The organism is Microbacterium luticocti DSM 19459 (genome assembly GCF_000422405.1).
GTDB lineage: Bacteria > Actinomycetota > Actinomycetes > Actinomycetales > Microbacteriaceae > Microbacterium > Microbacterium luticocti.
Window position 1 is genome coordinate 463,681 of sequence record NZ_AULS01000001.1, and the last position, 23,220, is coordinate 486,900.

A 23,220-nucleotide genomic window follows, 5' to 3' on the forward strand; every position below is an offset into this window, starting at 1 on the left:
GTGTTCACGGTTGAGAGAACTCCTAGGGATTCAGCGGCGTGGCGCGCGAGATCCGCGTGCCGATCGGATGCGTCGGACAGCAGCGGTGACGCCGAGCCCTATCAGTATAGCGGGCAGCGTGGCGGCCATCAGCGGGAGGCTGCCGTACATAACCCGTTCCCGGGTGGGCAGCAACGGCGAGACCGGGCGGGAGACCGGGTCGGCCCGCGGCAGCGGCGGCACCTCGACCGGCTTCTCGCTGGGCAGCGGCGCCGGCGCGACCTGCGCCCGCCGGTACAGCCGGATCCAGTCCTTCAGTTCGTCGGCCGGTCCGCCCGCCACACGGGGAACGGATGCCGACACCGCGGCCGCGGCATCCACGATGCCGTACCCGTACAGCGGGCTGGGCACGTCGCTGACGCCCGGCGGGCGACGTGCGGTCTTCGTGATCCGCTCGATCACGTTCGCCGCGTTCAGCTCGGGGTGCGCGGCACGGACGAGCGCGGCGATCCCCGACACGATCGGCGCGGCGCCACTGGTGCCGTCCCAGCGCACCACGGTGCCGTCGGCCGAGACGCCCAGCAGGTCTTCGCTGGGCGCCGAGACGCCGATGGTGATGCCTTGAGTGGATGCCTCGACCGACGCGTGTCCGCTCTGGTCCACCCCCGCGACGGTGAGCACCCCGGGAATGGTCGCGGGAGCCCCCACCCGCGCGGTGCCGCTGCCGCGGTTGCCGGCCGCGACCACGACCACGACGTCGTGCTCGAACGCGTAGAGGAACGCGTCGTCCCAGCTGGTGTCCCAGTCCAGGGTGTTGGTGGTGAACGAGAGGTTGATCACATCGGCGCCGTTGTCGACCGCCCACCGCATCGCCTTGGCCACCTGCTCGGTGAACGGCACCTGCGAGCTCGCGCCGAACCCGACCGAGATCGACAGCAGGTCGGCCTCGGGAGCCACCCCGATCATCCCGGTGTCGTCGCCGGTGCCGCGGGCCGCCGCCAGCGAGCCCACCCAGCTGCCGTGGTTGGCGTCGACGGGTCCCACCGGCGTGCGCCCATCGGCGCTGCCCGCCCCCGACACGTCCGTACCGCCGACGACGGCCGGATCGAGTTCGGGTGCGTGCCCGATGCCGGTGTCGATCACGGCGATGCGCACGCCCGCGCCCTTCGTGGTCTGCCAGGCCTTCTGGATGCCGTTGTCGGCCAGCCAGTATTCCTGCGAGCGGATCGGGTCCCCGCTGGAATCGGGTTCGGGGACCTCGGCGGCGGCCGTGCACGCCAGCACGGTGAGGATCCCGGCGACCGCGGCCGCCAGCATCCGCCTCATCCGGCCGCTCCGCCCGGGCCGGGATCGGCGCACGCGCACCGCTGCGGCGACCAGTCCGCGCGGGCCAATGCGGCGTCGCCGATCGGGTTCACACCGGGCCCGGCGGCCAGCGCGTGTGCGGCCAGGGCGTGCAGGCACTTGACCCGGGTGGGCATGCCACCGGCCGACACGCCGTCGATCTCGGGCACCTCGCCGTAGGACGCGCGATCGGCCAGATAGGCCTCGTGGGCGCGCCGGTACGCGGCCTGCATCTGGTCGTCGGCGGCCAGCTGCTCGCCCAGCTCGCGCATGATGTGGTCGGCCTCCAGCCGCGACATCGCGGCCGATGCGGCCGGATGGGTGAGGTAGTAGAAGGTCGGGAACGGTGTGCCGTCGTCAAGCCGTGGCGCGGTGGCGACCACGGTCGGGTTGCCGCACACGCACCGCGCGGCGATGCCCACGACCCCGCGCGCGGGCCGGCCGAGCTGGGCGCGCAGCACGATGAGGTCGGCGTCGGTCACGGGCGCGAACGGCGGGGTGGTCACGCGCTCCAGGGTAGCGGGGGCCGCCGTGACCGGGCTGGATCTTCGGGCCGCGGGCGCGCGGCGGGGCTCAGGCGCGCGGCCGAAACCGCGGTCGGGCCGGACCACCGGAGCACGGCCCGCTCAGAGACCGGGCCGGACCGCCCCGGGCACGTCCGGCCTGGAGCCTCGGCCGGACAACCGGGGTACGGCCGGCGGGCGGGCCGGCTCACCGGGTCGCGGTCGGGCCGGGAGTGCGGCTGGGTGTCGGCGTGCGCGTGGACGTGTCTTCGGACGGGGCCGTGGCGCTGCGGGCGAGCCCGGCCTCGGCGACCGAGCGTACGAGCTGCGACATCCAGTCGGTCTGCGTCGCCTGCAGCTTGTCGCTGACCGGCGCCTTCTCGCGCGGCACGTCGCTGTCGGCGAGGTCGTTGTCGACGAGATAGATCACTTCGCCGGGGTTGGCGTAGTACAGCCGCTCGCGGGCCTGCGCGGTGATGTACGCGGGGTCCTTGTAGCGTGCGCGTTGCCGCTGCAGGTCGGCGACCTCGTCCTTGGTCACCTGCACCGACTGCGCCAGCGCGGCGATCTGCTGACGCTGCGAGATGTACGTGCCCACCGTCGGCACGAGCACGAACACCCCGAGCACGACCAGGCCGAGCATGATCACGGTGAACCCCGAGATGCGCGACGCCTCCAACCACCCGCGCACGTCGACCGGGCGCCGCGCTGCGGGTGTGGCATCCCGACCCCGGCCGCCGGTGGTGGATGCGGCGGCCGCTCGGTCGGTGGATGCCGCGGCCCGGCCCGGTCCGGGCTTCGGCGGACGGGAAGGGGGAGCCGGTCGTCGTGCCACGGCTCCCCCTCTCGTCTGGCCGGCCCTCGTCCGGCCGGTGCGGCCGGTGAGCGTCAGTTCGTGAAGCGCCGGAACGCCGCGCGGCCGATGTACTCCGCCGCGTCGCCCAGTTCTTCTTCGATGCGCAGAAGCTGATTGTATTTCGCGACGCGCTCGCTGCGGGCGGGCGCGCCGCTCTTGATCTGACCCGAGTTCACTGCGACGACCAGGTCGGCGATCGTGGTGTCTTCGGTCTCGCCGGAACGGTGCGAGAACATCGTGGTGTAGCCGGAGCGGTGCGCCAGTTCGACCGCGTCGAGCGTCTCGGTGAGGGTGCCGATCTGGTTCACCTTGACCAGCAGCGAGTTGGCCACGCCGAGCTCGATGCCCTTGGCGAGGCGCTCCGGATTGGTGACGAACAGGTCGTCGCCGACCAGCTGCACCCGACGCCCCAAGCGCTCGGTGAGCGCCTTCCAGTTGTCCCAGTCGTCCTCGGCGAGGGCGTCCTCGATCGTCACGATCGGGTAGGCGTCGACCAGCCCTTCGTAGTACTCGGTGAGCTCGGCGGCCGTCCAGTCCTTGTTCTCGAGGCGGTAGACGCCGTCGTTGAAGAACTCGGTGGCGGCCACGTCCAGGCCCAGGGCGATGTCGGCGCCCGGGGTGAACCCGGCCTTCTCGATCGCCTTCACGAGGAAGTCGAGGCCCTCGCGGTTGCTGGGCAGGTCGGGCGCGAAGCCGCCCTCGTCGCCGAGTCCGGTCGCGAACCCGGCGGCCTTGAGCTCACCCTTGAGCACGTGATAGGTCTCGGCGCCCCAGCGCAGCGCCTCGGCGAAGCTCGCCGCCCCGATGGGGGCGAGGAAGAACTCCTGCATGTCGATGCCGTTGTCGGCGTGCTCGCCGCCGTTGATCACGTTGAACAGCGGCACCGGAAGCACGTGCGCGTTGGGACCGCCCAGGTAGCGGAACAGCGGCAGGTCGGCACTGTCGGCCGCCGCCTTGGCCACCGCGAGGCTCACTCCGAGGATCGCGTTCGCGCCGCAGCGGGACTTGTTCTCGGTGCCGTCGGTGGCGATGAGGATCTCGTCGATGATGCGCTGGTCGGCGGCATCCTCGCCCTCGATGGCCGGGCCGAGTTCGTCGATCACCGCGGCGACGGCCTTGAGTACGCCCTTGCCGCCGTAGCGGGCCTTGTCGCCGTCGCGCAGTTCGTAGGCCTCGAACGCACCGGTGGACGCGCCGGAGGGGACGGCCGCGCGCTGCACGACTCCGTCGTCCAGCAGCACCTCCACCTCGACGGTCGGGTTCCCGCGCGAGTCGAGGATCTCGCGCGCGCCTACAGCCTCGATATATGCCACAGGGACTCCTTGAGTTGTGGGGAGGTGGATCACGGAGCGTCGTCGGTCCGCTCCCGAGTCTAGCGATCACCCCGACGCGACGTCGGGGCGCCGCACTCACCTGCCGGGCAGCGCGTGCGTCCCGGCCGCCGGCTGCTTCGGCGGGCGCGGCGCCGGCTGCCGGCGGAACTGCCCGGTCACCGCGAGCACCACCACCACGACCGCCTGCACGCCCCACGCGACAACGCCGAGCGGGCCCACGAGAGCCAGGTCCGCCGGTGCCCCCGATGCCCGCAGCATCAGCACCAGTCCGCCGACGGCGTTGAGCGACCCGTGTGCGAGCACCGCCGGCCACACCGATGCGCTGCGCAAGCGCAGCCACCCCAGCAGCACGCCCCACGCGATGCACCCGCCGATCATGAACAGCACCCCGGTCACGTCGGTGCGCCCGAAGTTGTAGCCGAGCAGGATGATCGGCGTGTGCCAGAACCCCCAGATCGCGCCGCTGATCACCAGCGCGGGCCAGGTGCCCAGTGGCCGCAGCGCCGGCAGCAGCCATCCGCGCCAGCCGAGCTCCTCCCCCGCCGCGAGCACGCTGTTGAACAGCGCCGCGAACGGGATCATCGCCAGTTGCACCGCCACCAGCATCCCCACCGGCGGCAGCGGCGTGGACTCCGGCAACGCCGCCCGCAGCTGCTCGGCGAAGCCCGAGAACCCGACCAGATCCAGCCGCACCAGTCCGAACGCCCCGGCCAGCAGCGTCGTCACGCCCACCACGACGATCGGGCCGAACAGCCCGACGACGAGCATCCCGACGAACCGACCCGCGGGCCGCAGCGGCCACATGCCCAAGAACCGCAGCCGGTCCGTGCGCGGTGTGCGCAGGGCGAACACCGCGATCAGCATCGCCACGGTCGGCGTGAGCATCATCGCCGGAAGCACGGCACCGGCCCACGGCGACACCAGCCCCTGTCCCGACACCCACAGCGGCAGGGCGATCAGCCATGCCAGCGCGCACGCCGCCACCACGAACACGATCACCGCCGGCCACGCCACCCGGCCCCGCACCTCGTCGCTCATTCCGTTCTGTCCCCCTTGTCGTCAGCGGCGGGGGTGGATGCCTCCCGCTCACGCAATCCGTTCAGCAACGCCGCGCCCGTCCCGGCGTCATCGACCGTCACCACGAACCGACGGCCGTCCCGCCGGTCCACCTCGATGCCGTCCCCGGTGCGCAACACCACTCCGAACCGGCCGTCCATCCCGTAGCGCAGCCCCCACCCGCCGAACTCGGCGAACGGGTGCACCGACACGGTGCGCACCGCGACGATGTCGTCCAACGGCACCTCGAACCGCGGCCACCCGGCCGCCGATCGCACCCGCAGGCCCTGCCGCGACGCGCGCACCCGGAACGTCAGCATCGTCGCCAGCAACCCGAGCAGCACCACTCCGATGACGGCGGTGATCCACCATGCCGATTCGCCCCCTACCCACATCAGCACGGCGGTGACCAGCGGGATCAGCACCACCACCGCCAAGACGATCCGGCCCGCAAGCCCGGTCGTGGCCACCGCGGTCCACACCGCACGCTCGTCCGGTGCCAGCTCGAGCGGGGCGCTCTCACCCGGCCGCGCCGCATCCTGAGGCGGCACCGCCGGCTGCAGGAACCATCCGGCGACCCCCGCCGCGGCCATCGCCGCGAAACCCACCAGCACCCACCCGCCGTCCTCGGGTGCCTCGGCGGCATCCGTCAGCCCTCGTTGGACACCGACCGCCGAGAGCATCATGACCGCCATCATGGCGCTGAGCCCGAGCGTCGTCGCCCCCAGCAACCGCGCCGTCTGCGACCACGGCGGCCCGGTGCGGCCGGACCGGTGCGCCACCGCCACCACGACGGTCGACAGCACGATCATCGCCGCCGGCACCCCGGCACCGACCACCAGGAAGGTCCACGCCGGCCCGAACCCGTCCGGGCCGTTGCCTGACCAGTGCGTCGCGGCCGGGTCCGGCAGCTGCGGCAGCCACATCGCGATGACCACCGACGAGACCAGCGTGATCGCCGCCGGCAGCACGACCCCCACCCAGACGAACGCCCGACGCGCCCGTCGCACCGCCGCGCTCACGCGTGCGCCTCCTGCACCAGCGCGGCCAGCGTGGCCGGCGAGAAGCCCAGCGTCGCCGCCCGGGCCACCAGCGCACGCACGTCCTGCGCCAGATCGGTGAGCGGGCCCGCGGCATCCGTCACCACCACGCCGCGCCCGCGCCGCATGTCGACCAGACCCTCGTCGCGCAGCTGCTGGTAGGCGCGCAGCACGGTGTGCACGTTGACGCCGAGGGATGCCGCGACCTCGCGGGCCGCGGGCAGCCGGTCACCCGGGCGGGCCCGGCCCGAGGCGATCTCGGCCCGCACCGACGCCGCCACCTGCGCGAACAGCGGCGCCCCGCTCGCGGGATCGATCCGGATCAGCATGCCAAGACTCTAGCGCAACTAGAACAACGGCGGCCGGGCCGCGCCACCGCGCCGGCTGCGCGGCCGGCGTCAGCCCAGCGGCTTGAGGGTGAGCTCGGCCTGCCCGGCCGCCACCGTCGCGAACGCGGTGTAGCCGTCGGCGGTGGCCCTGGCGAGCAGTCCGGTGAGGTTCTTCGTCCGGGTCTCCAGCCGCACCCGCGCACCGCCGGCGACCAGCCGGGCCTTGTGGGCGACCAGTTCAGCCACCGGCACATCGCGGTCGTGCACCAGCACGATCGCTTCGGCCGCGGCATCCGGTGTCTGCGCGACCAGGTCGACGATGCGCTCGAAGCCGATCGAGAAGCCGACCGCGGGCACGTCCTGGCCGAGGAACCGCCCGATCATGCCGTCGTAGCGGCCGCCGCCACCGAGCGAGTAGGTCACGCTCGGGTGCGCGAGCTCGAGGATCGTGCCGGTGTAGTAGCCCATACCGCGCACCAGGAACGGATCGAACACCAGCGGCACCTCGCCGCGGGCGGCCGCCACCGCCTCGCCGATGCCGGCCAGGTGCGCCACCACGTCGTCGGGCGCCTGTTCGGGCAGGGCCGCGCGAATCTGCGCTTCGCCGAACCCGACGCCGGCCTCGGCCTGCCTCCGGCGCAGGAACGCCTCGAACGCGTCCACCGCAGCCGCCGTCGCCCCGCGCTCGCGCAGCTCGGCGGCCACCCCGTCGGGGCCGATCTTGTCGAGTTTGTCGATCGTGATCAGCACGCCCGCCCGTTCGGCGTCGGCGAACCCGAAGCCCGCCAGCATCCAGTCCAGCAGCCGCCTGTCGTTGATGCGGATGCCGCCGCCGTGAAGGCCGAGCGCGTCGAGCGTGTCGAGCGTCGCGATCGCCAGCTCGGCCTCGGCGCGCGCGGATGCGTCGCCGATGATGTCGATGTCGCACTGCACGAACTGGCGATAGCGGCCCTTCTGCGGCCGCTCGGCGCGCCACACCGGCGCGATCTGGATCGACCGGAACACCGCCGGCAGTTCGGCGCGGTGACTGGCGTAGAACCGGGCCAGCGGCACGGTGAGGTCGTAGCGCAGTCCCAGATCGGTCAGTCGCGCGGGATCGTCGGCGGCCTTGCGGATCGCGTCGGCGTCGAGCCCACGGCGCAGCACGTTGTACGCGAGCTTCTCGTTGTCGCCGCCGATGCCGGCGTGCAGCCGGCCGTACTCCTCCATCACCGGCGTCTCGATCTCGTCGAAGCCGTGGGCGCGGTAGCGCTCGCGGATGACGGCGAGCACACGCTCGCGGCGGGCCTTGTCGGCGGGCAGGAAGTCGCGCATGCCGCGCGGCGGGTTCACGGAGGGCACGACCGCTATTCTTCCAGGTCGCCGGCGGATGCCTCGGCCGCAGGCTCGGCGCCGGGCGACTCCCCCGCCCCGCCGGTGACGGATGCCTCGGGGTCGCGGGCGGCGACGGATGCCTCGACCTCCGGATCGGCGCTGGATACCCCGGCCGCCGCGTCGGCGCCGGGCGACTCCCCCGCTGCACCGGTGACGGATGCCTCGGCGTCACGCACTGCGTCGGTCAGCGCGCGCAACCGCTCGCGCAGCGCCCGCTCGGCGTCCCACCCGCGTTCGCGCGCGAGCGCGACCAGGGCCAGCAGCGCGTCGCCGAGCTCGACCTCGGTGGCCGGTTCGTCGACCGCGCCGATCCCAGAATCGGCATCGCGGTCGACAATCGCTGCATCGCGGCGATTCTCGGCCGGGATCGCGATTCTCGCTGTCTCGGGCAGCGCCGCCACGCGCGCGAGCAGCTTCTGTGCGAGTGCGAGCGACGGCATCCGCTCGCTCACGCCGTCCAGTACCGAGCGGCGCTCGTGCTTCTCGGCGGCCTTGGCCGCGTTCCACAACACCAGCACCTCGTCGGGGGTGCGGGCGACGGCGTCGCCGAACACGTGCGGATGGCGACGCACCATCTTGCCGGCCAGGCCCGCGGCCACATCGTCGATGTCGAACGGGTCGTCCGGGTCGCGGGCCGCGATCTCGGCATGGAACAGCACCTGCCACAGCAGGTCGCCGAGCTCTTCGCGCAGCTCGGCCCTCGTACCGGTCTCGACCGCGTCGATGAGCTCGGCGCTCTCTTCGATCAGATACGGCACCAGGTCGCGGTGGGTGATCTGCGCCGTCCACACGCAGCGCTCGCGCACCGCGCGCATCACCTGGGCGGCCTCGCGCAGCCGGTCGCCTCGTGCACCGGATGCCTCGGGCCCGGTCGCTCCGGATGCCTCCGGCCGGAGCCCGCCGGATGCCTCAGGCCCGAGCGCGCCGGATGCCTCCCGCCCGGACCCACCGGATGCCTCCGGCCCGCGCCCGGATGCCTTCGGCCCGATCATGCCGCAGCCCTCCGGTGGTGGCGCGCCCGCCACGACACCACCACCGCCGCGAGCACGAGCGAGATCACCGATCCGCCCAGCACGCCCAGCACGGCCTCGTCGCCCACGAGCGGCGTCGCCGCGAACGCGAGGTTCGCCAGCAACAGCGACACCGTGAACCCGATTCCGCCCAGTGCTCCGGCGGCGACCAGGTCGCCCATGGCCAGACGCGACGCGGCCGGCACGCGCAGCGCGCGCTGCGCGATCCAGCCTGCACCGGCGATCCCCACGATCTTGCCCACCGGCAGCGCGATGAGGATGCCCCAGAACGCCGCTGACAGGCCGCCGCCCACGGACGGGATCGCCACGAGCGCGGCCGAGAGCGCGAACACCGGCAGGATCAGCCCGTTCACCCACGGCTCGAGCGCGTGCCGGGCGCGCAGGCCGGGCCGCTGCGCGATCGCCAGGCCCAGCATCACGCCCGCGATCGTGGCGTGCACGCCCGAGGCCAGCACCGCCGCCCACGCGGCCACCGCCACCACCACCATGACCACAGCGATCGTGCGGCTGCCGCGTCCGCCCAGCATGCGGCTGAGCACGCCGAAGACCGCGACCAGCACCACACCGACGACGAGCATCCCGAACTGGACGTCGTGGGCGAACAGCACGGCGATGAAGACGATGCCGATGATGTCGTCGAGGATCGCCAGAGCGAGCAGGAACACCCGCAGACCGGACGGGAGCCCCTTGCCGAACACCGCCAGCACACCCAGCGCGAACGCGATGTCGGTCGCGGTGGGCACCGGCCAACCCGCCGCCGCGTCACCGGGTACCGCGACCACCAGGTACAGCGCGATGGGCACGATCACGCCGCCGGCCGCCGCGATCGCCGGCAGCACGGCGCGGCGGGCGCTGCGCAGCTCACCGGCGGTCAGCTCGAACTGCAGCTCCACCGCCACCACGAAGAAGAACACCGCGAGCAGTCCGTCGGCGATCCACTCGCCGACGTCGAGCCAGAACGGGGTGCCCGGGATGCCCAGGTGGACGTGCTGCACCGCGAACGCCGCGTCGGCGGCGGGAGTGTTGGCCAGCAACAGACCGCACGCGGCCGCCGCCAGCAACAGGACAGCCGGAAAACGCGCAGAGCGCAGCAGGGTCATGGCACCTCCGATGATCGACGCGTCGGAACTCCGACGCGCGCCGACCAGACTTCCCGGCACACCACGCCCCATCGTATCGGGCGAGCCCGGACGCCGGCCGGTAACGCGGCACGAACGCGACGCCCGGCGCCGCTAGCGTAAATGGATGCGCGAACCCACCCCCACCGAGGCGATCGCCCTCGTCGGCCGGTACGAGTCGGCCGACGAGCTGCCCGAGCGCATGCGTGCCGACGTGCGGCTGCTCGGCGAGCTGCTCGGCCAGGTACTGCGCGAGTCCGGCTCGCCGGGCCTGTACGACGACGTCGAACGGCTCCGGGTCGCCACGATCCGGGCGCGCACCGAGGGCACCGCCGACGCGTTCGAACAGGCGGTGCAGATCGCCGAGTCGTTCTCGGTCGCCCGAGCCGACGAGGTGGCACGCGCGTTCACCTGCTATTTCCACCTCGCGAACCTCGCCGAGGAGCATCAGCGCGTCCGGGTGCTGCGCGAGCGCGACGGCCGACCCGACCGTGAGGACGCCGGCGACTCGGTGGCCGCCGCGTTCGTGCGGCTGTCGGCCGAGATCGGCGAGGCGCGGGCGCGCGAGCATCTGGCCGGTCTGCGCTTTCATCCGGTGTTCACCGCGCACCCGACCGAGGCCCGCCGACGTGCCGTGTCCTCCAGCATCCGGCGCCTGGCCGCCCTGCTCGACACGCACGATGCCGCCGTGCCCGACGGCGCCGACCGGCGTCGTGCACACCGGCGCATGCTCGAAGAGATCGACATCCTGTGGCGCACCGCGCCGCTGCGCCCCGCCAAGCCGTCGCCGGTGGACGAGGTGAGCACGGTCACCAGCGTGTTCGACGAGACCCTGTTCACCGGGGTGCCGCACGTCTACCGCCGCGCCGACGACGCGCTGCAGGCCGGCCGGGCCGGACGGGCCGCGCCGCAGGTGCCGCCATTCGTGCGGCTGGGCACCTGGGTGGGCGGCGACCGCGACGGCAACCCCTTCGTCACCGCGGCGGTCACCCGCACCGCGGCGGCGATCGCCGGCGACCACGCGCTGCGCGCCCTCGAGCAGGCGGCCGAGCGGGTGGGTCGCACGCTGACACTGGATGCCGCCGACACGCCGCCCGGCGACGCCCTGACCGCGCTCTGGCAGCGGTACCGCGACCTCGACGGGCAGACCGCCGAGCTCGTGGCGCAGAGCTCCCCCGACGAACCGCACCGCCGCGTGCTGCTGATGATCGCCCGGCGGATCGCCGCCACCCGGGCCCGCAACGCCGACCTCGCCTATCCCGACCCGGATGCGCTGCTGGCCGACCTGCGCATCGTGCAGGAGTCGCTGGTCGCCGCCGGCGCCCAGCGCGCCGCGTACGGGCACCTGCAGCAGCTGATCTGGCAGGTGCAGACGTTCGGCTTCCACCTCGCCGAGCTCGAGGTGCGCCAGCACTCGGCCGTGCACGCGGCGGTGCTCGCCGAGCTCGACGCCGGTGCGCCGCGCAGCGCGCAGACCGACGAGGTGTTGGCCACGTTCCGGGCGATCGCGCAGATCCAGCAACGGCACGGGCGCGCCGCGGCGGGACGCTACATCGTGTCGTTCACGCGGTCGGCCGACGACCTGGTCGCGGTGCACCGCCTGGCCGCGTACGCGACGGCGGACGGTTCGCCGGCGCCGGTGCTCGACGTCATCGGGCTGTTCGAGACGTTCGCCGACCTGCAGGCGGCCCCCGATGTGCTCGCCGAGGTCGTCACCCGTCCCGAGTTCCGTGACAGGCTCGCCCAGACCGGCAACCGGCTCGAGGTCATGCTCGGCTATTCGGACTCGTCGAAGGACGTCGGCCCGGTCGCGGCGACCCTGGCGCTGTACGAGGCGCAGGAGCGGATCGCCGCGTGGGCGCAGCGCGAGCACATCGTGCTCACCCTGTTCCACGGCCGCGGCGGCGCGCTCGGCCGCGGCGGCGGACCGGCCAACAGCGCGATCCTCGCGCAGCCGCCGCACTCGGTCGACGGCCGGTTCAAGCTCACCGAGCAGGGCGAGGTGATCTTCGCCCGCTACGGCGAGCCGGCGATCGCGATGCGGCACATCGACCAGGTCGCGGCCGCCACCCTGCTCGCTTGGGCGCCGTCGGTGCAGCGCCGCAACAGCGAGGCCTCGCACCGCTTCGCCGACGTCGCCCAGGCGATGGATGCCGCATCCCGCGCCCGGTTCTTCGAGCTCGTGCACGCCGACGGCTTCGCCGGGTGGTTCGCGACGGTGACCCCGATGGAGGAGATCGGCCGGCTCGCCCTCGGTTCGCGCCCGGCCCGTCGTGGCCTGTCGGTGTCGTCGCTCGAGGATCTGCGGGCGATCCCGTGGGTGTTCTCGTGGTCGCAGGCCCGCATCAACCTGGCCGGCTGGTTCGGGCTGGGCACCGCGCTGCACGCCGTCGGCGACGTGTCGCGGCTGCGCGAGGCATACCGGGACTGGCCGCTGCTGCGCACCATGATCGACAACGTGGCGATGAGCCTGGCCAAGACCGACGAGCGCATCGCCGGCCGTTACCTCGCGCTCGGCGACCGCGACGACCTGGCCGCACTGGTGCTGGAGGAGATGGCCCTCACCCGCCGATGGGTGGCGCTGGTCAAAGACGTCGACGACCTGCTGGCCGACAAGCCGATCCTGCAGCGCGCGGTCACCCTGCGCGCCCCGTACGTCGACGCGCTCTCACTGCTGCAGCTGCGGGCGCTGCGCGCGCTGCGGGCGCAGGACGGGACGGAGCCCGATCCCGATCAGGAGCGGCTGCTGCTGCTGGCGGTCAGCGGCGTCTCGGCCGGACTGCAGAACACCGGGTGAGGGTCAGTCCACCCGCCGGTCGTCGGCGTGGCGGGCGAGGCTGCGGCCGTACCGTTCGGTCAGCTGCACCATGAGGTCGGGGGTCTCGCGGTCCAGTCCGAACACGTAGCCGGGAAAGTCGAGTTCCTGCTGTTCGGCCCAGATGCGCTCGTGCTCGCCGGCGGGCAGGATCTGCGCCGGGTCGCCCACGGCCACCCAGCCGATCGGCACCACGGTGCGCTCGGGCAGGTGGGTGCGCAGGTGCACGACGGCGTTGATGCGCACCTCGCATCCGTCGTCGATGTGTGCGCCGTTGAAGACGCGGATGCCGGTGGCCAGGAACACCTCGTCGCCGATGACCGCGCCCGAGATGCTCGCCATCGGACCCACCAGCGTGTGGTCGCCGATGTGCACCGGGTTGGTGGCACTGGCACGGATCAGCGCGTTCTCCATCACGATGACGCTCGCGCCCAGGGTGATCGGCCCGCCCTCGGAGGTGATCACGGCGCCGTGCAGCACCTGGCAGTCCGGTCCGATGGTGACGTCGCCGCTGACCACCGCGGTTGGGGCGATGACCGCGGACGGGTCGATCCGGGGTGCGGCCTGGAGGTGTTCGAACAGCATGTGCGCTCCCTGTGTCGCGGTGGTTTGTTACGACGGTCCGCCTGAGCGCCAGCGTAGCGCCGGTAGAGTGAGCAGGTTCACGCCCCGTGCGTGTCCGCACTCGTATCCGGCCAGAAAGTCTTCCCCGTGACCACGACTCTCACTGCTCTGCCGTCCTCCGTCGCCTCCGTCTATGACGCCGTCGTGGCCCGTAACCCGCACGAGCCGGAGTTCCTGCAGGCCGTGCACGAGGTGCTGGACTCGATCGGGCCGGTGCTCGACGAGCATCCCGAATTCGTGGATGCCGGAATCCTGGACCGGATCGTCGAACCGGAGCGGCAGATCATGTTCCGCGTGCCCTGGACCGACGACGACGGGTCGCTGCACGTCAACCGCGGCTACCGCATCCAGTTCAACTCCGCGCTCGGTCCCTACAAGGGCGGGCTGCGCTTCCACCCCTCGGTGAACCTGTCGATCGTCAAGTTCCTCGGGTTCGAGCAGATCTTCAAGAACGCGCTCACCGGCCAGGGCATCGGCGGCGCCAAGGGCGGCAGCGACTTCGACCCGCACGGGCGCAGCGACGCCGAGGTGATGCGGTTCTGTCAGGCGTTCATGACCGAGCTGTACCGGCACATCGGCGAGCACACCGACGTGCCCGCCGGCGACATCGGCGTCGGCGGACGCGAGATCGGCTACCTGTTCGGGCAGTACCGGCGGCTGGTCAACCGACACGAGTCGGGCGTGCTCACCGGCAAGGGCACCGGATGGGGTGGCGCCGAGGTGCGTACCGAAGCGACCGGTTACGGCGCGGTGTTCTTCGTACAGGAGATGCTCGCGGTGCACGGCGAGACGCTCGAGGGCAAGCGCGTGGGCGTGTCGGGATCGGGCAATGTCGCGATCTACGCGATCGACAAGGCCCGCCAGCTCGGTGGGCTGCCCATCACCGCATCCGATTCGTCGGGCTACGTCATCGACGAGGCCGGCATCGACGTCGACCTGCTGCGGCAGCTCAAAGAGGTCGAGCGGGTGCGCATCTCGGAGTACGCGGCGCGCCGACCCGGCGCCCGCTTCGTGGAGGGCGCGAAGCCGTGGGAGGTGCCGATGGATGTCGCGATCCCCTCGGCGACGCAGAACGAGATCGACGCGTTGGATGCACGGGCCCTGGTCGAGAACGGCGTGCGCGCGGTGGCGGAGGGGGCGAACATGCCCTCCACCCCCGACGCGGTCGAGCAGTTCCAGTCCGCCGGCGTGCTGTTCGGGCCCGGCAAGGCGGTGAACGCGGGCGGGGTGGCCACCTCGGCGTTGGAGATGACCCAGAACGCGGGGCGCGAGAAGTGGAGCTTCGCCGACAGCGAGCACCGCCTGCGCGGCATCATGCGCGACGTGCACGCGGCATCCTTCACCGCCGCCCGTCGCTACGGACACGAGGGCGACTATGTGGTCGGCGCCAACTGCGCCGGCTTCGAGCGCGTCGCGGCGGCGATGCTCGCCCAGGGCGTCATCTGACGCGCTCGGCTCACGCCGCGCCCGCTCGCGCCGCGCCGGGCGAAAGCGCCCGCCGTCGGTGCGTTCGCGCCTCAGTCGGCGTGCGTGATCTCGCAGTCCGTGCCGGGCGCCAAGACCGCCTCGTGCCCGTCGTCGAACCGCACCACCAGCAACGGCGCGTCACCGGTGCCCCGGATCTCGATCACCTCACCGATCCGCTCGGCCGCATCAACGGTGCGGCCGTGGATGCGCACACGATCCCCTACCGCGGTACTCATCGTCGAAACACCTCCGTCTTTACGATACGACGGCGTCACGCTGCGGGCGAGGGGGTGTGTGCCGGCAGCGGGAACAGCTGGTCGAGCAGCTGTCGCACCCACGCGATGAGCTCGGCATCGCCGGCGCGGTCGCCGTCGGAGGTCGGCAGCGGCACCACCATCGCCTCGCCGCCGGCGACGAGCTTCGCCTTCGGGTGCAGCCGTTGCAGCCGCACCCGCATCGAGTCGGGCAGGTTCGCCGGCGCGACCCGCAGGTTCGGACCCATCGCCACCACATCCGACAGCCCGGCCTGCGCGGCGCGCCGCCGCAGCCGGGCCATCGCGACCAGGCCCTCGACCTCGGCCGGCAGCTCACCGTACCGGTCGCGCAGCTCGTCGACCACGAGGTCGATCGCCTCGTCGGTGGCAGTGGCGGATGCCGCGGCCGAGAGCTTCTGGTAGGCCTCGAGCCGCAGCCGTTCGCTGTCGATGTACGACTCGGGGATGCGCGCCTGCACCGGCAGTTCGAGCCGCAGCTCGGCGGGCCCCTCGGTCTGCTCCCCGCGGAACGACGACACCGCCTCGCCGATCATGCGCAGGTACAGGTCGAACCCGACCCCGGCGATGTGCCCGGCCTGCTCCGCGCCCAGCAGGTTGCCCGCCCCGCGCAGTTCGAGGTCCTTCAGCGCCACCTGCATGCCCGAGCCCAGGTCGTTGTTCACGGCGATGGTCTCGAGCCGGTCGGCCGCCGTCTCGCTCAACGGCTTGTTCTCGTCGTACAGGAAGTACGCGTACGCCCGTTCCCGGCCCCGGCCGACGCGGCCGCGCAGCTGGTGCAGCTGGCTGAGCCCGTACTTGTCGGCCCGGTCGATGACGATCGTGTTCGCGTTCGAGATGTCCAGGCCGGTCTCGACGATGGTGGTGCACACCAGCACGTCGGCGCGGCGCTCCCAGAAGTCGTCGACGACCTGCTCGAGCTGGTGCTCCCCCATCTGGCCGTGCGCCACGGCGATGCGCGCCTCGGGCACCAGCTCGGCCAGGTGTGCGGCCACCCGCTGGATCGACTGCACCCGGTTGTGCACGTAGAACACCTGGCCCTCGCGCAGCAGTTCGCGCCGGATCGCCGCGGCGATCTGCTTGTCGTTGCGGGGGCCGACGTACGAGAGGATCGGATGCCGGTCTTCGGGCGGGGTCTGCAGCGTCGACATCTCACGGATGCCGGTGACCGCCATCTCGAGGGTGCGCGGGATGGGGGTGGCGCTCATCGCGAGGATGTCGACACCGACCTTGAGCTTTTTCAGGGCGTCCTTGTGCTCGACGCCGAACCGCTGCTCCTCGTCGATGACCAGCAGTCCGAGGTCGCGGAAGACCACCTTCTCGGTGAGGATGCGGTGCGTGCCGATCACCATGTCGACGGTGCCGTCGGCAAGGCCCGCCAGTGTGTCCCGTGCCTGCTTGTCGGTCTGGAACCGTGACAGTGGGCGCACCTGCACGGGGAACCCCGCGAACCGTTCGGTGAACGTCTCCAGGTGCTGCTTGACCAGCAGCGTGGTGGGCACGAGCATGGCGACCTGCTTGCCGTCCTGGATCGCCTTGAACGCGGCCCGCACCGCCACCTCGGTCTTGCCGAACCCGACGTCGCCCGACAGCAGCCGGTCCATGGGGACGGGCTTTTCCATGTCGGCCTTGATCTCGTCGATCGTCTGCAGCTGGTCGGGCGTCTCGGCGAACGGGAACGCCTCCTCCAGCTCGCGCTGCCATGGCGTGTCGGGCCCGAACGCGTGCCCTTTGGACGCCATCCGCGCCGAGTAGAGCTTGACGAGCTCGACGGCGATGTCGCGCACCGCCTTGCGGGCGCGCCCCTTGGCCTGCGCCCAATCGCTGCCGCCCATCTTCGACAGGGCGGGCGCCTCGCCCCCGACATAGCGCGACAGCAGGTCGAGCTGATCGGTGGGCACGTACAGCTTGTCGCCGGGGTAGCCGCGCTTGCTGGGCGCGTACTCCAACACCAGATACTCGCGGGTGCTCTTGACCGGGTTGCGTCCGCCGCTGGACACCTCGCGCTGGGTGAGCTCCACGAACCGGCCGATGCCGTGGGTGGCGTGCACGACGTAGTCGCCCGCCTTCAACTGCAACGGGTCGACGACGCCACGCCGGCGTGAGGCGAGCTTGCGCACCCCGCGGGTGTCGGTGCCGACGGTGCGGCCGTAGAACTCCGACTCGGTGAGCACCGCCAACCGCGCCGGCTCGCACACGAACCCGCGTTCCAGGCTCGCGACCACCACGTGCGCGACCTGCGGCTCGGGGGCCTCGAGCACCTCGTCGACGCGGCGGGCGGCGAACCCCCGCTCGGCGAGCACGTCACGCGCACGATCGGCCAGTCCCGCCCCCGACGTCGCCACGATCACCCGGTAGCCCTGGGCGAGCAGCTCGCCCACGTGTGCGCTGGCGCCGTCGATGTTGCCCTGGAACGAGGGCACCGGCCGGCCGGGCACACGCACCGCGCCGTCCGCCGCGGTCAGCCCCTCGTCGGCGGCGTCGGCGGCACCGGAGTCGAACGCGCTGAGTGTCCACCACACGCCACTGCGCGCGGCGGCGGCCTCGTGCAGGTCGCGCAGCGTGACGAAGTCACCCGAGCCGAGGTCGACGGGCACCTGTCCCCCGGCGGTCGCGGCGCTCCAGGCCGCCTCGAGGAACTCGCGGTTGGTCTCGGCGAGGGTGAGCGCCCGGGTGACCGCGCGCTCGGGGTCGACGACGGCGACCGCGGTTCCGTGCGGCAGGTAGTCCACGAGCGTGACCAGTTCGTCCACGAGCGCGGGAGTGAGTGACTCCATGCCCTCGGCGGGGATGCCCTCGGCCATCTTCTCGAGCATGCCCCGCAGTGCCGGTGACCGTTCGGCGAGCTCGCGGGCGCGGTCTCGCACCGCCTCGGTGAGCAGCAGTTCGCGGCTGGGAAGCAGCCGCACCTCGCGCACGTCGCCGGGCAGGCTACGCTGGTCGGCGACCGAGAACGCCCGAATCTGGTCGACCTCGTCGCCGAAGAACTCGACGCGGAACGGGTGGTCGGCGGTCGGCGGGAACACATCGAGGATGCCGCCGCGGACGGCGAACTCGCCGCGCCGCGACACCATGTCGACCCGGTGGTAGGCGCGCTCCACGAGCATCGCGGCGATCTCGCGCAGCTCGTGGGTGCGCGCCCCGGCGCGCAGCACCAGCGGCTCGGCCTCGTCGAGCCCGGCCGCCAGCGGCTGCAGTGCGGCGCGCACCGAGGCGGTGACCACGAGCGGTGCGCGCAGGTCCGGATCGGACTGCGCCCACTCCCGCGCCCGACGCAGCACCTCCAGGCGCCGCCCGACGGTCTCGGCGCTGGGGCTCAGCCGCTCATGCGGCAGGGTCTCCCACGCGGGAAAGTGCAGCACGGCGGCGCCCGGCATCAACGCCTGCAACGCCGGGCCGATGGCATCCGCCCGCCGCCCCGTGGGCGTGATCACCAGCAGCGCCGGCGGTCGACCGGCCTCGCGGCGGCGTTCGACGAGCGCGGCGAGCACGGGCGCGTCGAGTCCTTCGACCAGAGACAGGTCGGTGTCCACGGATGCCGCAGCCAGCGCGTCCCGCACGGTTTCGGCCTGCGCGAGGGCGCGCGCGATCCCGGGAACTGTCACTCCAGGAGTCTACGCGGCGGCGCGGACACGCCTGCCGCGCCGGCGCCCGGGCGCACCGTCACGCCCGGGGGGCGTGGTGACGCTGCTGCGCGGCGAGCAGGCCCTCGTCGATGACCTGCTCGACCGCGTCGGCCGCGTCGGCCACCAGCACCGGCAATCCGGCGCGGTCGGTGCCCGAGAAGGGTGCGAGCACCCAGTCGGCCGGGTCCTGACGCCCCGGCGGGCGTCCGATGCCGACCCGCACCCGCGTGAAGTCGGGTGTGCCCAGCGCCTTGGCCACATCGCGCACGCCGTTGTGCCCGCCGTGCCCACCGCCGGTCTTCAGTCGGATGGCGTCGAACGGGATGTCGAGCTCGTCGTGCACGACGATGATGTGCGCCGGGTCGATGCCGTAGAAGCGGGCGAGGCCCGCGACCGGGCCGCCCGACACGTTCATGAACGTGTGCGGTTTGGCCAGCACGATCTTCGGTCCGCCCGGGCGCAGCCAGGTCTCGGCCACCCGGGCGTTGGCCTTGTGCGTGCGGAAGCCCTCGCCGCGGCGGCGTGCCAGCTCGTCGACGACCATCTGGCCGACGTTGTGGCGGGTCAGCTCGTACTGCGGCCCGGGGTTGCCCAGGCCGACCACCAGCCAGGTCTGCGGCATCCGATCTCCTCCCCGGAACGCGTCGAGGGGGTACGCCACGCGCACCCCCTCGACGTGACGACGATCACTCGGCGGCGGGCTCCGCGGCGGCGGCCTCGGCGGGCGCCTCCTCGGTCTCGGCCTCGGCCTCGGCGGCGGCCGGAACCGAGACCGCGACGATCAGCAGCTCGGGGTCGTCGGTGAGCGCGGCGCCCTTGGGCAGCGCGATGGCACCGGCGGTGATGTGCTCGCCCTCTTCACGGCCCTCGACGCTGACCTCGATGTGCTCGGGGATGTGCGTGGCCTCGACCTCGAGCCGCAGCGTCGTGGTGTCGAGGTTGACCATGGTGCCGGGGGCCGACTCGCCCACGAGCACGACGGGCACCTCGACCTGGATCTTCTCGCCCTTCTTCACGACCAGCAGGTCGATGTGCTCGATGATCTGGCGCACCGGATCCTTCTGCACATCCTTGACGAGGGTGAGGTGCTCGGTACCGTTCAGGTCGAGCTCGAGCAGCGCGTTGGCGCGGCGCACGAGCAGCGAGACCTGGTGGCCGGGCAGGGCGACGTGCACCGGGTCGGTGCCGTGGCCGTAGATGACGGCGGGGATCTTGCCGGCGGCGCGCAGACGGCGGGCGAAGCCCTTGCCGAAGTTCTCGCGCAGCTCGGCGACGACCTTGGTGTCCTCGGACATGTGTGTTCTCCTTGCGGACCGCCGGTGGCAGGTCCTGTGTGTCGGGGTCTGTGTTCAACTCGAACGCGCGTGCGTGAACTGTGCGTGAACAAAGCCGCAGGGCCTGCGTCACCGCGTCGATCACGGATGCGCGCCGCGGGGCGCGGCATCCCTCGCCGAAGTTGCGGGTCCGAGTCTACCAGGCGACCCGGTAGCATGAAGACGACGTCTGCCCCGTGACCAGGAGGAACACATGAACGCACAGCTCGCCTCGGACCTGCTGCTGGGGTATGTGGGCCTGGTGGTCGTGCTCGGCGTCGTGGGTGTGGTCGCCTCGTTCTGGCACCTGGGCCGGCAGAACTACCGCAAGCACTGACCCGCGGCGCCGCCGGGCCGGCCGCATGTGTCGGGCTGCGGCACGAGCCGCTGCATGACCGCTCAGTAGAACTCGACCGTATCGACCACGGCGCGCAACGGCTTGCCGTCGAGCAGGCGTGTGGCGTTCTCGGCGAAGCGGCGGGCGATCCGCTCCTCCTCCTTGTCGCTGAGTGCAGCGGTATGGGGGCTGACCAGAACCCGTGGGTGCGTCCACAGCGGCGAGTCGTGCGGCAGCGGCTCGGTCTCGAACACGTCCAGCGCCGCGAACCCGATCCGGCCGTCGTCCAGGGCGCGGCGCAGCGCCGCCTCGTCCACCACGGTGCCGCGGCCGACGCTGGCCAGGATGGTCCCCGGGCGTACCCGGGCGAGCACGTCCTCGCCGATCAGGTGGTGCGTCTGGTCGGTGCCGGGCAGGGTCACCACGATGGCGTCGACCTCGCCCGCGACCTCGGCCAGTTCGTCCATGTGCACGAGCCGGTCGACGCCGTCCACCGGGGTACCCGAGCGTGTGGTCCCCCAGACCCGGGCGCCGAGCGCGTCGAACCGGCGGGCGCATTCCGCGCCGATGCCGCCGAGGCCGACCACGAGCACCGTGAGCTCGTCGAGTTGGCGCATCTCCCACCGATCCGGCCAACGCCGCTCGCGCTGATCGGCCTGCAGCCGCGGCAGGTCTTTGGCACCGGCGAGCACCCCGAACACCGCGAACTCCGCGAGCGGACCGCCGTGCACGCCGGCGCTGGTCGTGAAGACGATGCGCTCGAGCGCCGCCCGCTCCAGACCCGCGGCCTTGACCTGGCTTCCGCCGCCGGCGGCCGTGGTCATCACCCAGCGCAGCCGCGGATTCGCGGCGACGGTGCGCGCCAACGCCGCCGGGTCGACGTCGGGGATGCCGAACAGCGCATCGGCGCCGTCCACCATCGCCTCGAAGGCACGCTGCTGGGCGGGCGTGCGCGTGTAATCGGGATCGCCCGACCAGTCCGCCGGCCCCCGCATCGGCGGCGTCAGGCTCGCGTCATGGATCAACTCGATACGCGGCTCGAGCGTCTCGATCAGCCGGCACAGGTCTTCGCGAAGCGGCACGGCGACGGCCACGCGCAGGGTTTCGGGGTTCGTCCGGTCGGCCATGACGACACTGTAGGCCCGTACAGGGGCCTCGGCGAGCGCGACATCGCGGTCGCCCGCCGGTTCGTCGCCGAGCGGTGACGTCCTGACACACCGCTCGTGCCGCCGGGTACGCTGAGACCGAACCCGAATCCCGTCCTCAAGGAGTGTGCGTGTCCGAGTCGAGCGCGAAGCCCACGGCCAACATCGGCGTCATCGGTCTGGCGGTGATGGGCTCGAACCTCGCCCGCAACCTCGCCTCGCGCGAGGGCAACACGGTGGCCGTCTACAACCGCAGCCGGGCCAAGACCGACGAGCTGCTGGCCGCGCACCCCGAGGCCGGGTTCGTGCCGACCTTCTCGTACCAGGAGTTCGCCGCCGCGCTGACCGTGCCCCGCACCGCCGTCATCATGGTCAAGGCCGGCGCGGCCACCGACGCCGTGATCGACGAGCTGGTCAGCGTCTTCGAGCCCGGCGACATCATCGTCGACGGCGGCAACGCCCTGTTCACCGACACCATCCGCCGCGAGAAGGCGGTGCGCGAGGCCGGCATCAACTTCGTCGGCATGGGCGTCTCGGGCGGCGAGGAGGGGGCCCTGCTCGGCCCGTCGCTGATGCCGGGCGGCTCGGACGAGTCGTGGGTGACCCTCGGGCCGATCCTGCGCTCGATCGCCGCGGTCGCCGAGGGTGAGCCGTGCGTCACCCACGTCGGCCACGACGGCGCCGGCCACTTCGTCAAGATGGTGCACAACGGCATCGAGTACGCCGACATGCAGCTGATCGCCGAGGCGTACGACCTCATCCGCCGCGGCACCGGGTACACCCCTGCGCAGATCGCCGACGTGTTCGCCGAGTGGAACCGCGGCGAGCTGGAGTCGTACCTCATCGAGATCACCGCCGAGGTGCTGCGACAGCAGGATGCCGCGACCTCGCGTCCGCTGGTCGACGTCATCGTCGACCAGGCCGGCGCCAAGGGCACCGGCGGCTGGACGGTGCAGACCGCCATCGACCTCGGCGTTCCGGTCTCGGGCATCGCCGAGGCGGTGTTCGCCCGGTCGCTGTCCAGCCACCCCGAGCAGCGCACCGTCGCCGCGCACCTGCCGGGGCCGGCGCAGACGCTGCAGGTCGACGACCCGGCCGCGTTCATCGAAGACGTACGGCAGGCCCTGTTCGCCTCGAAGATCGTCGCCTACTCGCAGGGCTTCGACGAGATCCGCGCCGGCGCCGCACAGTACGGCTGGAACATCGACCTGGGGGCGGTCGCCCGCATCTGGCGCGGCGGCTGCATCATCCGCGCCCAGTTCCTCAATCGCATCGCCGATGCGTACGCACAGACCCCCGACCTGCAGGTGCTGCTGACCGCGCCGTACTTCGTGGCGGCGCTCGGCCGCGCCCAGTCCGCCTGGCGGCGCGTGGTCGCCGACGCGGCAGCCGCCGGCATCCCGTCGCCCGCGTTCTCGTCGTCGCTGGCCTACTACGACGGGCTGCGCGCCGACCGACTGCCGGCCGCGCTCATCCAGGGCCAGCGCGACTTCTTCGGCGCGCACACCTACCGGCGCATCGACCGGGAGGGCACGTTCCACACGCTGTGGTCGGGCGACCGCACCGAGGTCACCGCCGAAGACACCCACTAGTCCTGTCCAAACTCACAGGCGGCGCATAGGCTGGTCCATAGGGACCTCACAGTCGACCGACGAGA

At 72.3% G+C, this 23,220-nt stretch carries 19 protein-coding genes and 1 pseudogene; 4 read left to right on the forward strand and 16 right to left on the reverse strand.

What is annotated here, in order from left to right; genetic code table 11:
- Nucleotides 1–30: 30 nt before the first annotated feature.
- From H577_RS0102330 to H577_RS0102380, 10 genes and pseudogenes are all read right to left on the reverse strand, one after another.
- Nucleotides 31–1,305 (reverse strand): S8 family serine peptidase, encoded by a 1,275-nt coding sequence (locus H577_RS0102330; protein ID WP_036283298.1) that lies wholly within the window; start codon nucleotides 1,303–1,305, stop codon nucleotides 31–33.
- Nucleotides 1,302–1,829 carry a DUF501 domain-containing protein gene (locus tag H577_RS0102335; RefSeq protein ID WP_029144586.1) on the reverse strand — a complete coding sequence of 176 codons (528 nt, stop codon included), beginning with the start codon at nucleotides 1,827–1,829 and terminating at the stop codon, nucleotides 1,302–1,304. Before H577_RS0102335 ends, H577_RS0102330 begins: the two co-directional genes overlap by 4 nt.
- A 205-nt stretch (nucleotides 1,830–2,034) precedes the next feature.
- A complete protein-coding gene (locus H577_RS17790) occupies nucleotides 2,035–2,661 on the reverse strand; it encodes a septum formation initiator family protein (protein ID WP_084515738.1) in 627 nt (208 codons plus the stop codon).
- Nucleotides 2,662–2,714: 53 nt separating this feature from the next.
- Complete coding sequence (gene eno, locus H577_RS0102350) at nucleotides 2,715–3,995, reverse strand: phosphopyruvate hydratase (RefSeq protein ID WP_029144588.1); 1,281 nt, start codon at nucleotides 3,993–3,995, stop codon at nucleotides 2,715–2,717.
- Between the two features lie 96 nt (nucleotides 3,996–4,091).
- A complete protein-coding gene (locus H577_RS14800; protein WP_051191622.1) occupies nucleotides 4,092–5,054 on the reverse strand; it encodes a CPBP family intramembrane glutamic endopeptidase in 963 nt (320 codons plus the stop codon).
- Nucleotides 5,051–6,094, reverse strand: coding sequence for a DUF1648 domain-containing protein (locus H577_RS0102360; protein WP_029144589.1), 1,044 nt, complete (start codon nucleotides 6,092–6,094; stop codon nucleotides 5,051–5,053). The genes H577_RS14800 and H577_RS0102360 overlap by 4 nt, the downstream gene beginning before the upstream one ends.
- A complete protein-coding gene (locus H577_RS0102365) occupies nucleotides 6,091–6,441 on the reverse strand; it encodes a GntR family transcriptional regulator (protein ID WP_029144590.1) in 351 nt (116 codons plus the stop codon). The genes H577_RS0102360 and H577_RS0102365 overlap by 4 nt, the downstream gene beginning before the upstream one ends.
- 69 nt (nucleotides 6,442–6,510) lie before the next feature.
- Nucleotides 6,511–7,755 (reverse strand): histidine--tRNA ligase, encoded by a 1,245-nt coding sequence (locus H577_RS0102370; protein WP_029144591.1) that lies wholly within the window; start codon nucleotides 7,753–7,755, stop codon nucleotides 6,511–6,513.
- A 215-nt stretch (nucleotides 7,756–7,970) separates the two neighbouring features.
- Nucleotides 7,971–8,630 (reverse strand): annotated as a pseudogene (locus tag H577_RS18025) (MazG nucleotide pyrophosphohydrolase domain-containing protein); the annotation flags it as partial.
- A gap of 173 nt (nucleotides 8,631–8,803) precedes the next feature.
- On the reverse strand, nucleotides 8,804–9,946 hold the full coding sequence (locus H577_RS0102380) for a Na+/H+ antiporter NhaA (RefSeq protein WP_029144592.1): 1,143 nt from the start codon (nucleotides 9,944–9,946) through the stop codon (nucleotides 8,804–8,806).
- Nucleotides 9,947–10,091: 145 nt separating this feature from the next.
- Here H577_RS0102380 and H577_RS0102385 point away from each other — a divergent pair, with 145 nt between their 5' ends.
- Complete coding sequence (locus tag H577_RS0102385) at nucleotides 10,092–12,761, forward strand: phosphoenolpyruvate carboxylase (protein WP_029144593.1); 2,670 nt, start codon at nucleotides 10,092–10,094, stop codon at nucleotides 12,759–12,761.
- Between the two features lie 3 nt (nucleotides 12,762–12,764).
- On the opposite strand, the gene H577_RS0102390 is transcribed toward H577_RS0102385, so the two are convergent.
- A complete protein-coding gene (locus H577_RS0102390) occupies nucleotides 12,765–13,364 on the reverse strand; it encodes a gamma carbonic anhydrase family protein (protein WP_029144594.1) in 600 nt (199 codons plus the stop codon).
- A gap of 147 nt (nucleotides 13,365–13,511) precedes the next feature.
- On the opposite strand from H577_RS0102390, the gene gdhA reads away from it, so the two are divergent.
- Nucleotides 13,512–14,849 carry an NADP-specific glutamate dehydrogenase gene (gene gdhA / locus H577_RS0102395; protein ID WP_029144595.1) on the forward strand — a complete coding sequence of 446 codons (1,338 nt, stop codon included), beginning with the start codon at nucleotides 13,512–13,514 and terminating at the stop codon, nucleotides 14,847–14,849.
- Between the two features lie 71 nt (nucleotides 14,850–14,920).
- On the opposite strand, the gene H577_RS0102400 is transcribed toward gdhA, so the two are convergent.
- The 4 genes from H577_RS0102400 to H577_RS0102415 form a co-directional block, all read right to left on the reverse strand.
- The gene (locus H577_RS0102400; protein ID WP_029144596.1) at nucleotides 14,921–15,106 is read right to left on the reverse strand and encodes a DUF1918 domain-containing protein; all 186 of its coding nucleotides are present in this window, start codon (nucleotides 15,104–15,106) and stop codon (nucleotides 14,921–14,923) included.
- 35 nt (nucleotides 15,107–15,141) lie between these two features.
- A complete protein-coding gene (mfd, locus tag H577_RS0102405) occupies nucleotides 15,142–18,747 on the reverse strand; it encodes a transcription-repair coupling factor (RefSeq protein ID WP_029144597.1) in 3,606 nt (1,201 codons plus the stop codon).
- 58 nt (nucleotides 18,748–18,805) lie between these two features.
- Entirely contained in the window at nucleotides 18,806–19,390 is a 585-nt protein-coding gene (gene pth, locus H577_RS0102410; protein WP_029144598.1) for an aminoacyl-tRNA hydrolase, read from the reverse strand.
- Nucleotides 19,391–19,454: 64 nt separating this feature from the next.
- Nucleotides 19,455–20,063, reverse strand: a complete 609-nt coding sequence (locus tag H577_RS0102415) for a 50S ribosomal protein L25/general stress protein Ctc (protein ID WP_029144599.1) — start codon at nucleotides 20,061–20,063, stop codon at nucleotides 19,455–19,457.
- Nucleotides 20,064–20,295: 232 nt separating this feature from the next.
- Here H577_RS0102415 and H577_RS18160 point away from each other — a divergent pair, with 232 nt between their 5' ends.
- Entirely contained in the window at nucleotides 20,296–20,418 is a 123-nt protein-coding gene (locus H577_RS18160) for a hypothetical protein (protein WP_281166841.1), read from the forward strand.
- A 62-nt stretch (nucleotides 20,419–20,480) separates the two neighbouring features.
- On the opposite strand, the gene H577_RS0102425 is transcribed toward H577_RS18160, so the two are convergent.
- On the reverse strand, nucleotides 20,481–21,545 hold the full coding sequence (locus H577_RS0102425) for a D-2-hydroxyacid dehydrogenase (RefSeq protein WP_029144600.1): 1,065 nt from the start codon (nucleotides 21,543–21,545) through the stop codon (nucleotides 20,481–20,483).
- A gap of 143 nt (nucleotides 21,546–21,688) precedes the next feature.
- On the opposite strand from H577_RS0102425, the gene gndA reads away from it, so the two are divergent.
- A complete protein-coding gene (gndA, locus tag H577_RS0102430) occupies nucleotides 21,689–23,155 on the forward strand; it encodes an NADP-dependent phosphogluconate dehydrogenase (RefSeq protein ID WP_036283302.1) in 1,467 nt (488 codons plus the stop codon).
- Nucleotides 23,156–23,220 lie beyond the last annotated feature (65 nt).

Excerpts from the sequence above, each read along its gene's own strand:
- H577_RS0102330 (WP_036283298.1), bottom strand. The coding sequence starts at position 1,305 with ATGAGGCGGATGCTGGCGGCCGCGGTCGCCGGGATCCTCACCGTGCTG.
- H577_RS14800 (WP_051191622.1), bottom strand. The coding sequence starts at position 5,054 with ATGAGCGACGAGGTGCGGGGCCGGGTGGCGTGGCCGGCGGTGATCGTG.
- H577_RS0102365 (WP_029144590.1), bottom strand. The coding sequence starts at position 6,441 with ATGCTGATCCGGATCGATCCCGCGAGCGGGGCGCCGCTGTTCGCGCAG.
- H577_RS0102370 (WP_029144591.1), bottom strand. The coding sequence starts at position 7,755 with ATGCGCGACTTCCTGCCCGCCGACAAGGCCCGCCGCGAGCGTGTGCTC.
- H577_RS0102380 (WP_029144592.1), bottom strand. The coding sequence starts at position 9,946 with ATGACCCTGCTGCGCTCTGCGCGTTTTCCGGCTGTCCTGTTGCTGGCG.
- H577_RS0102385 (WP_029144593.1), top strand. The coding sequence starts at position 10,092 with ATGCGCGAACCCACCCCCACCGAGGCGATCGCCCTCGTCGGCCGGTAC.
- H577_RS0102390 (WP_029144594.1), bottom strand. The coding sequence starts at position 13,364 with ATGCTGTTCGAACACCTCCAGGCCGCACCCCGGATCGACCCGTCCGCG.
- H577_RS0102400 (WP_029144596.1), bottom strand. The coding sequence starts at position 15,106 with ATGAGTACCGCGGTAGGGGATCGTGTGCGCATCCACGGCCGCACCGTT.
- pth (WP_029144598.1), bottom strand. The coding sequence starts at position 19,390 with ATGCCGCAGACCTGGCTGGTGGTCGGCCTGGGCAACCCCGGGCCGCAG.
- H577_RS0102415 (WP_029144599.1), bottom strand. The coding sequence starts at position 20,063 with ATGTCCGAGGACACCAAGGTCGTCGCCGAGCTGCGCGAGAACTTCGGC.
- H577_RS18160 (WP_281166841.1), top strand. The coding sequence starts at position 20,296 with ATGAACGCACAGCTCGCCTCGGACCTGCTGCTGGGGTATGTGGGCCTG.
- H577_RS0102425 (WP_029144600.1), bottom strand. The coding sequence starts at position 21,545 with ATGGCCGACCGGACGAACCCCGAAACCCTGCGCGTGGCCGTCGCCGTG.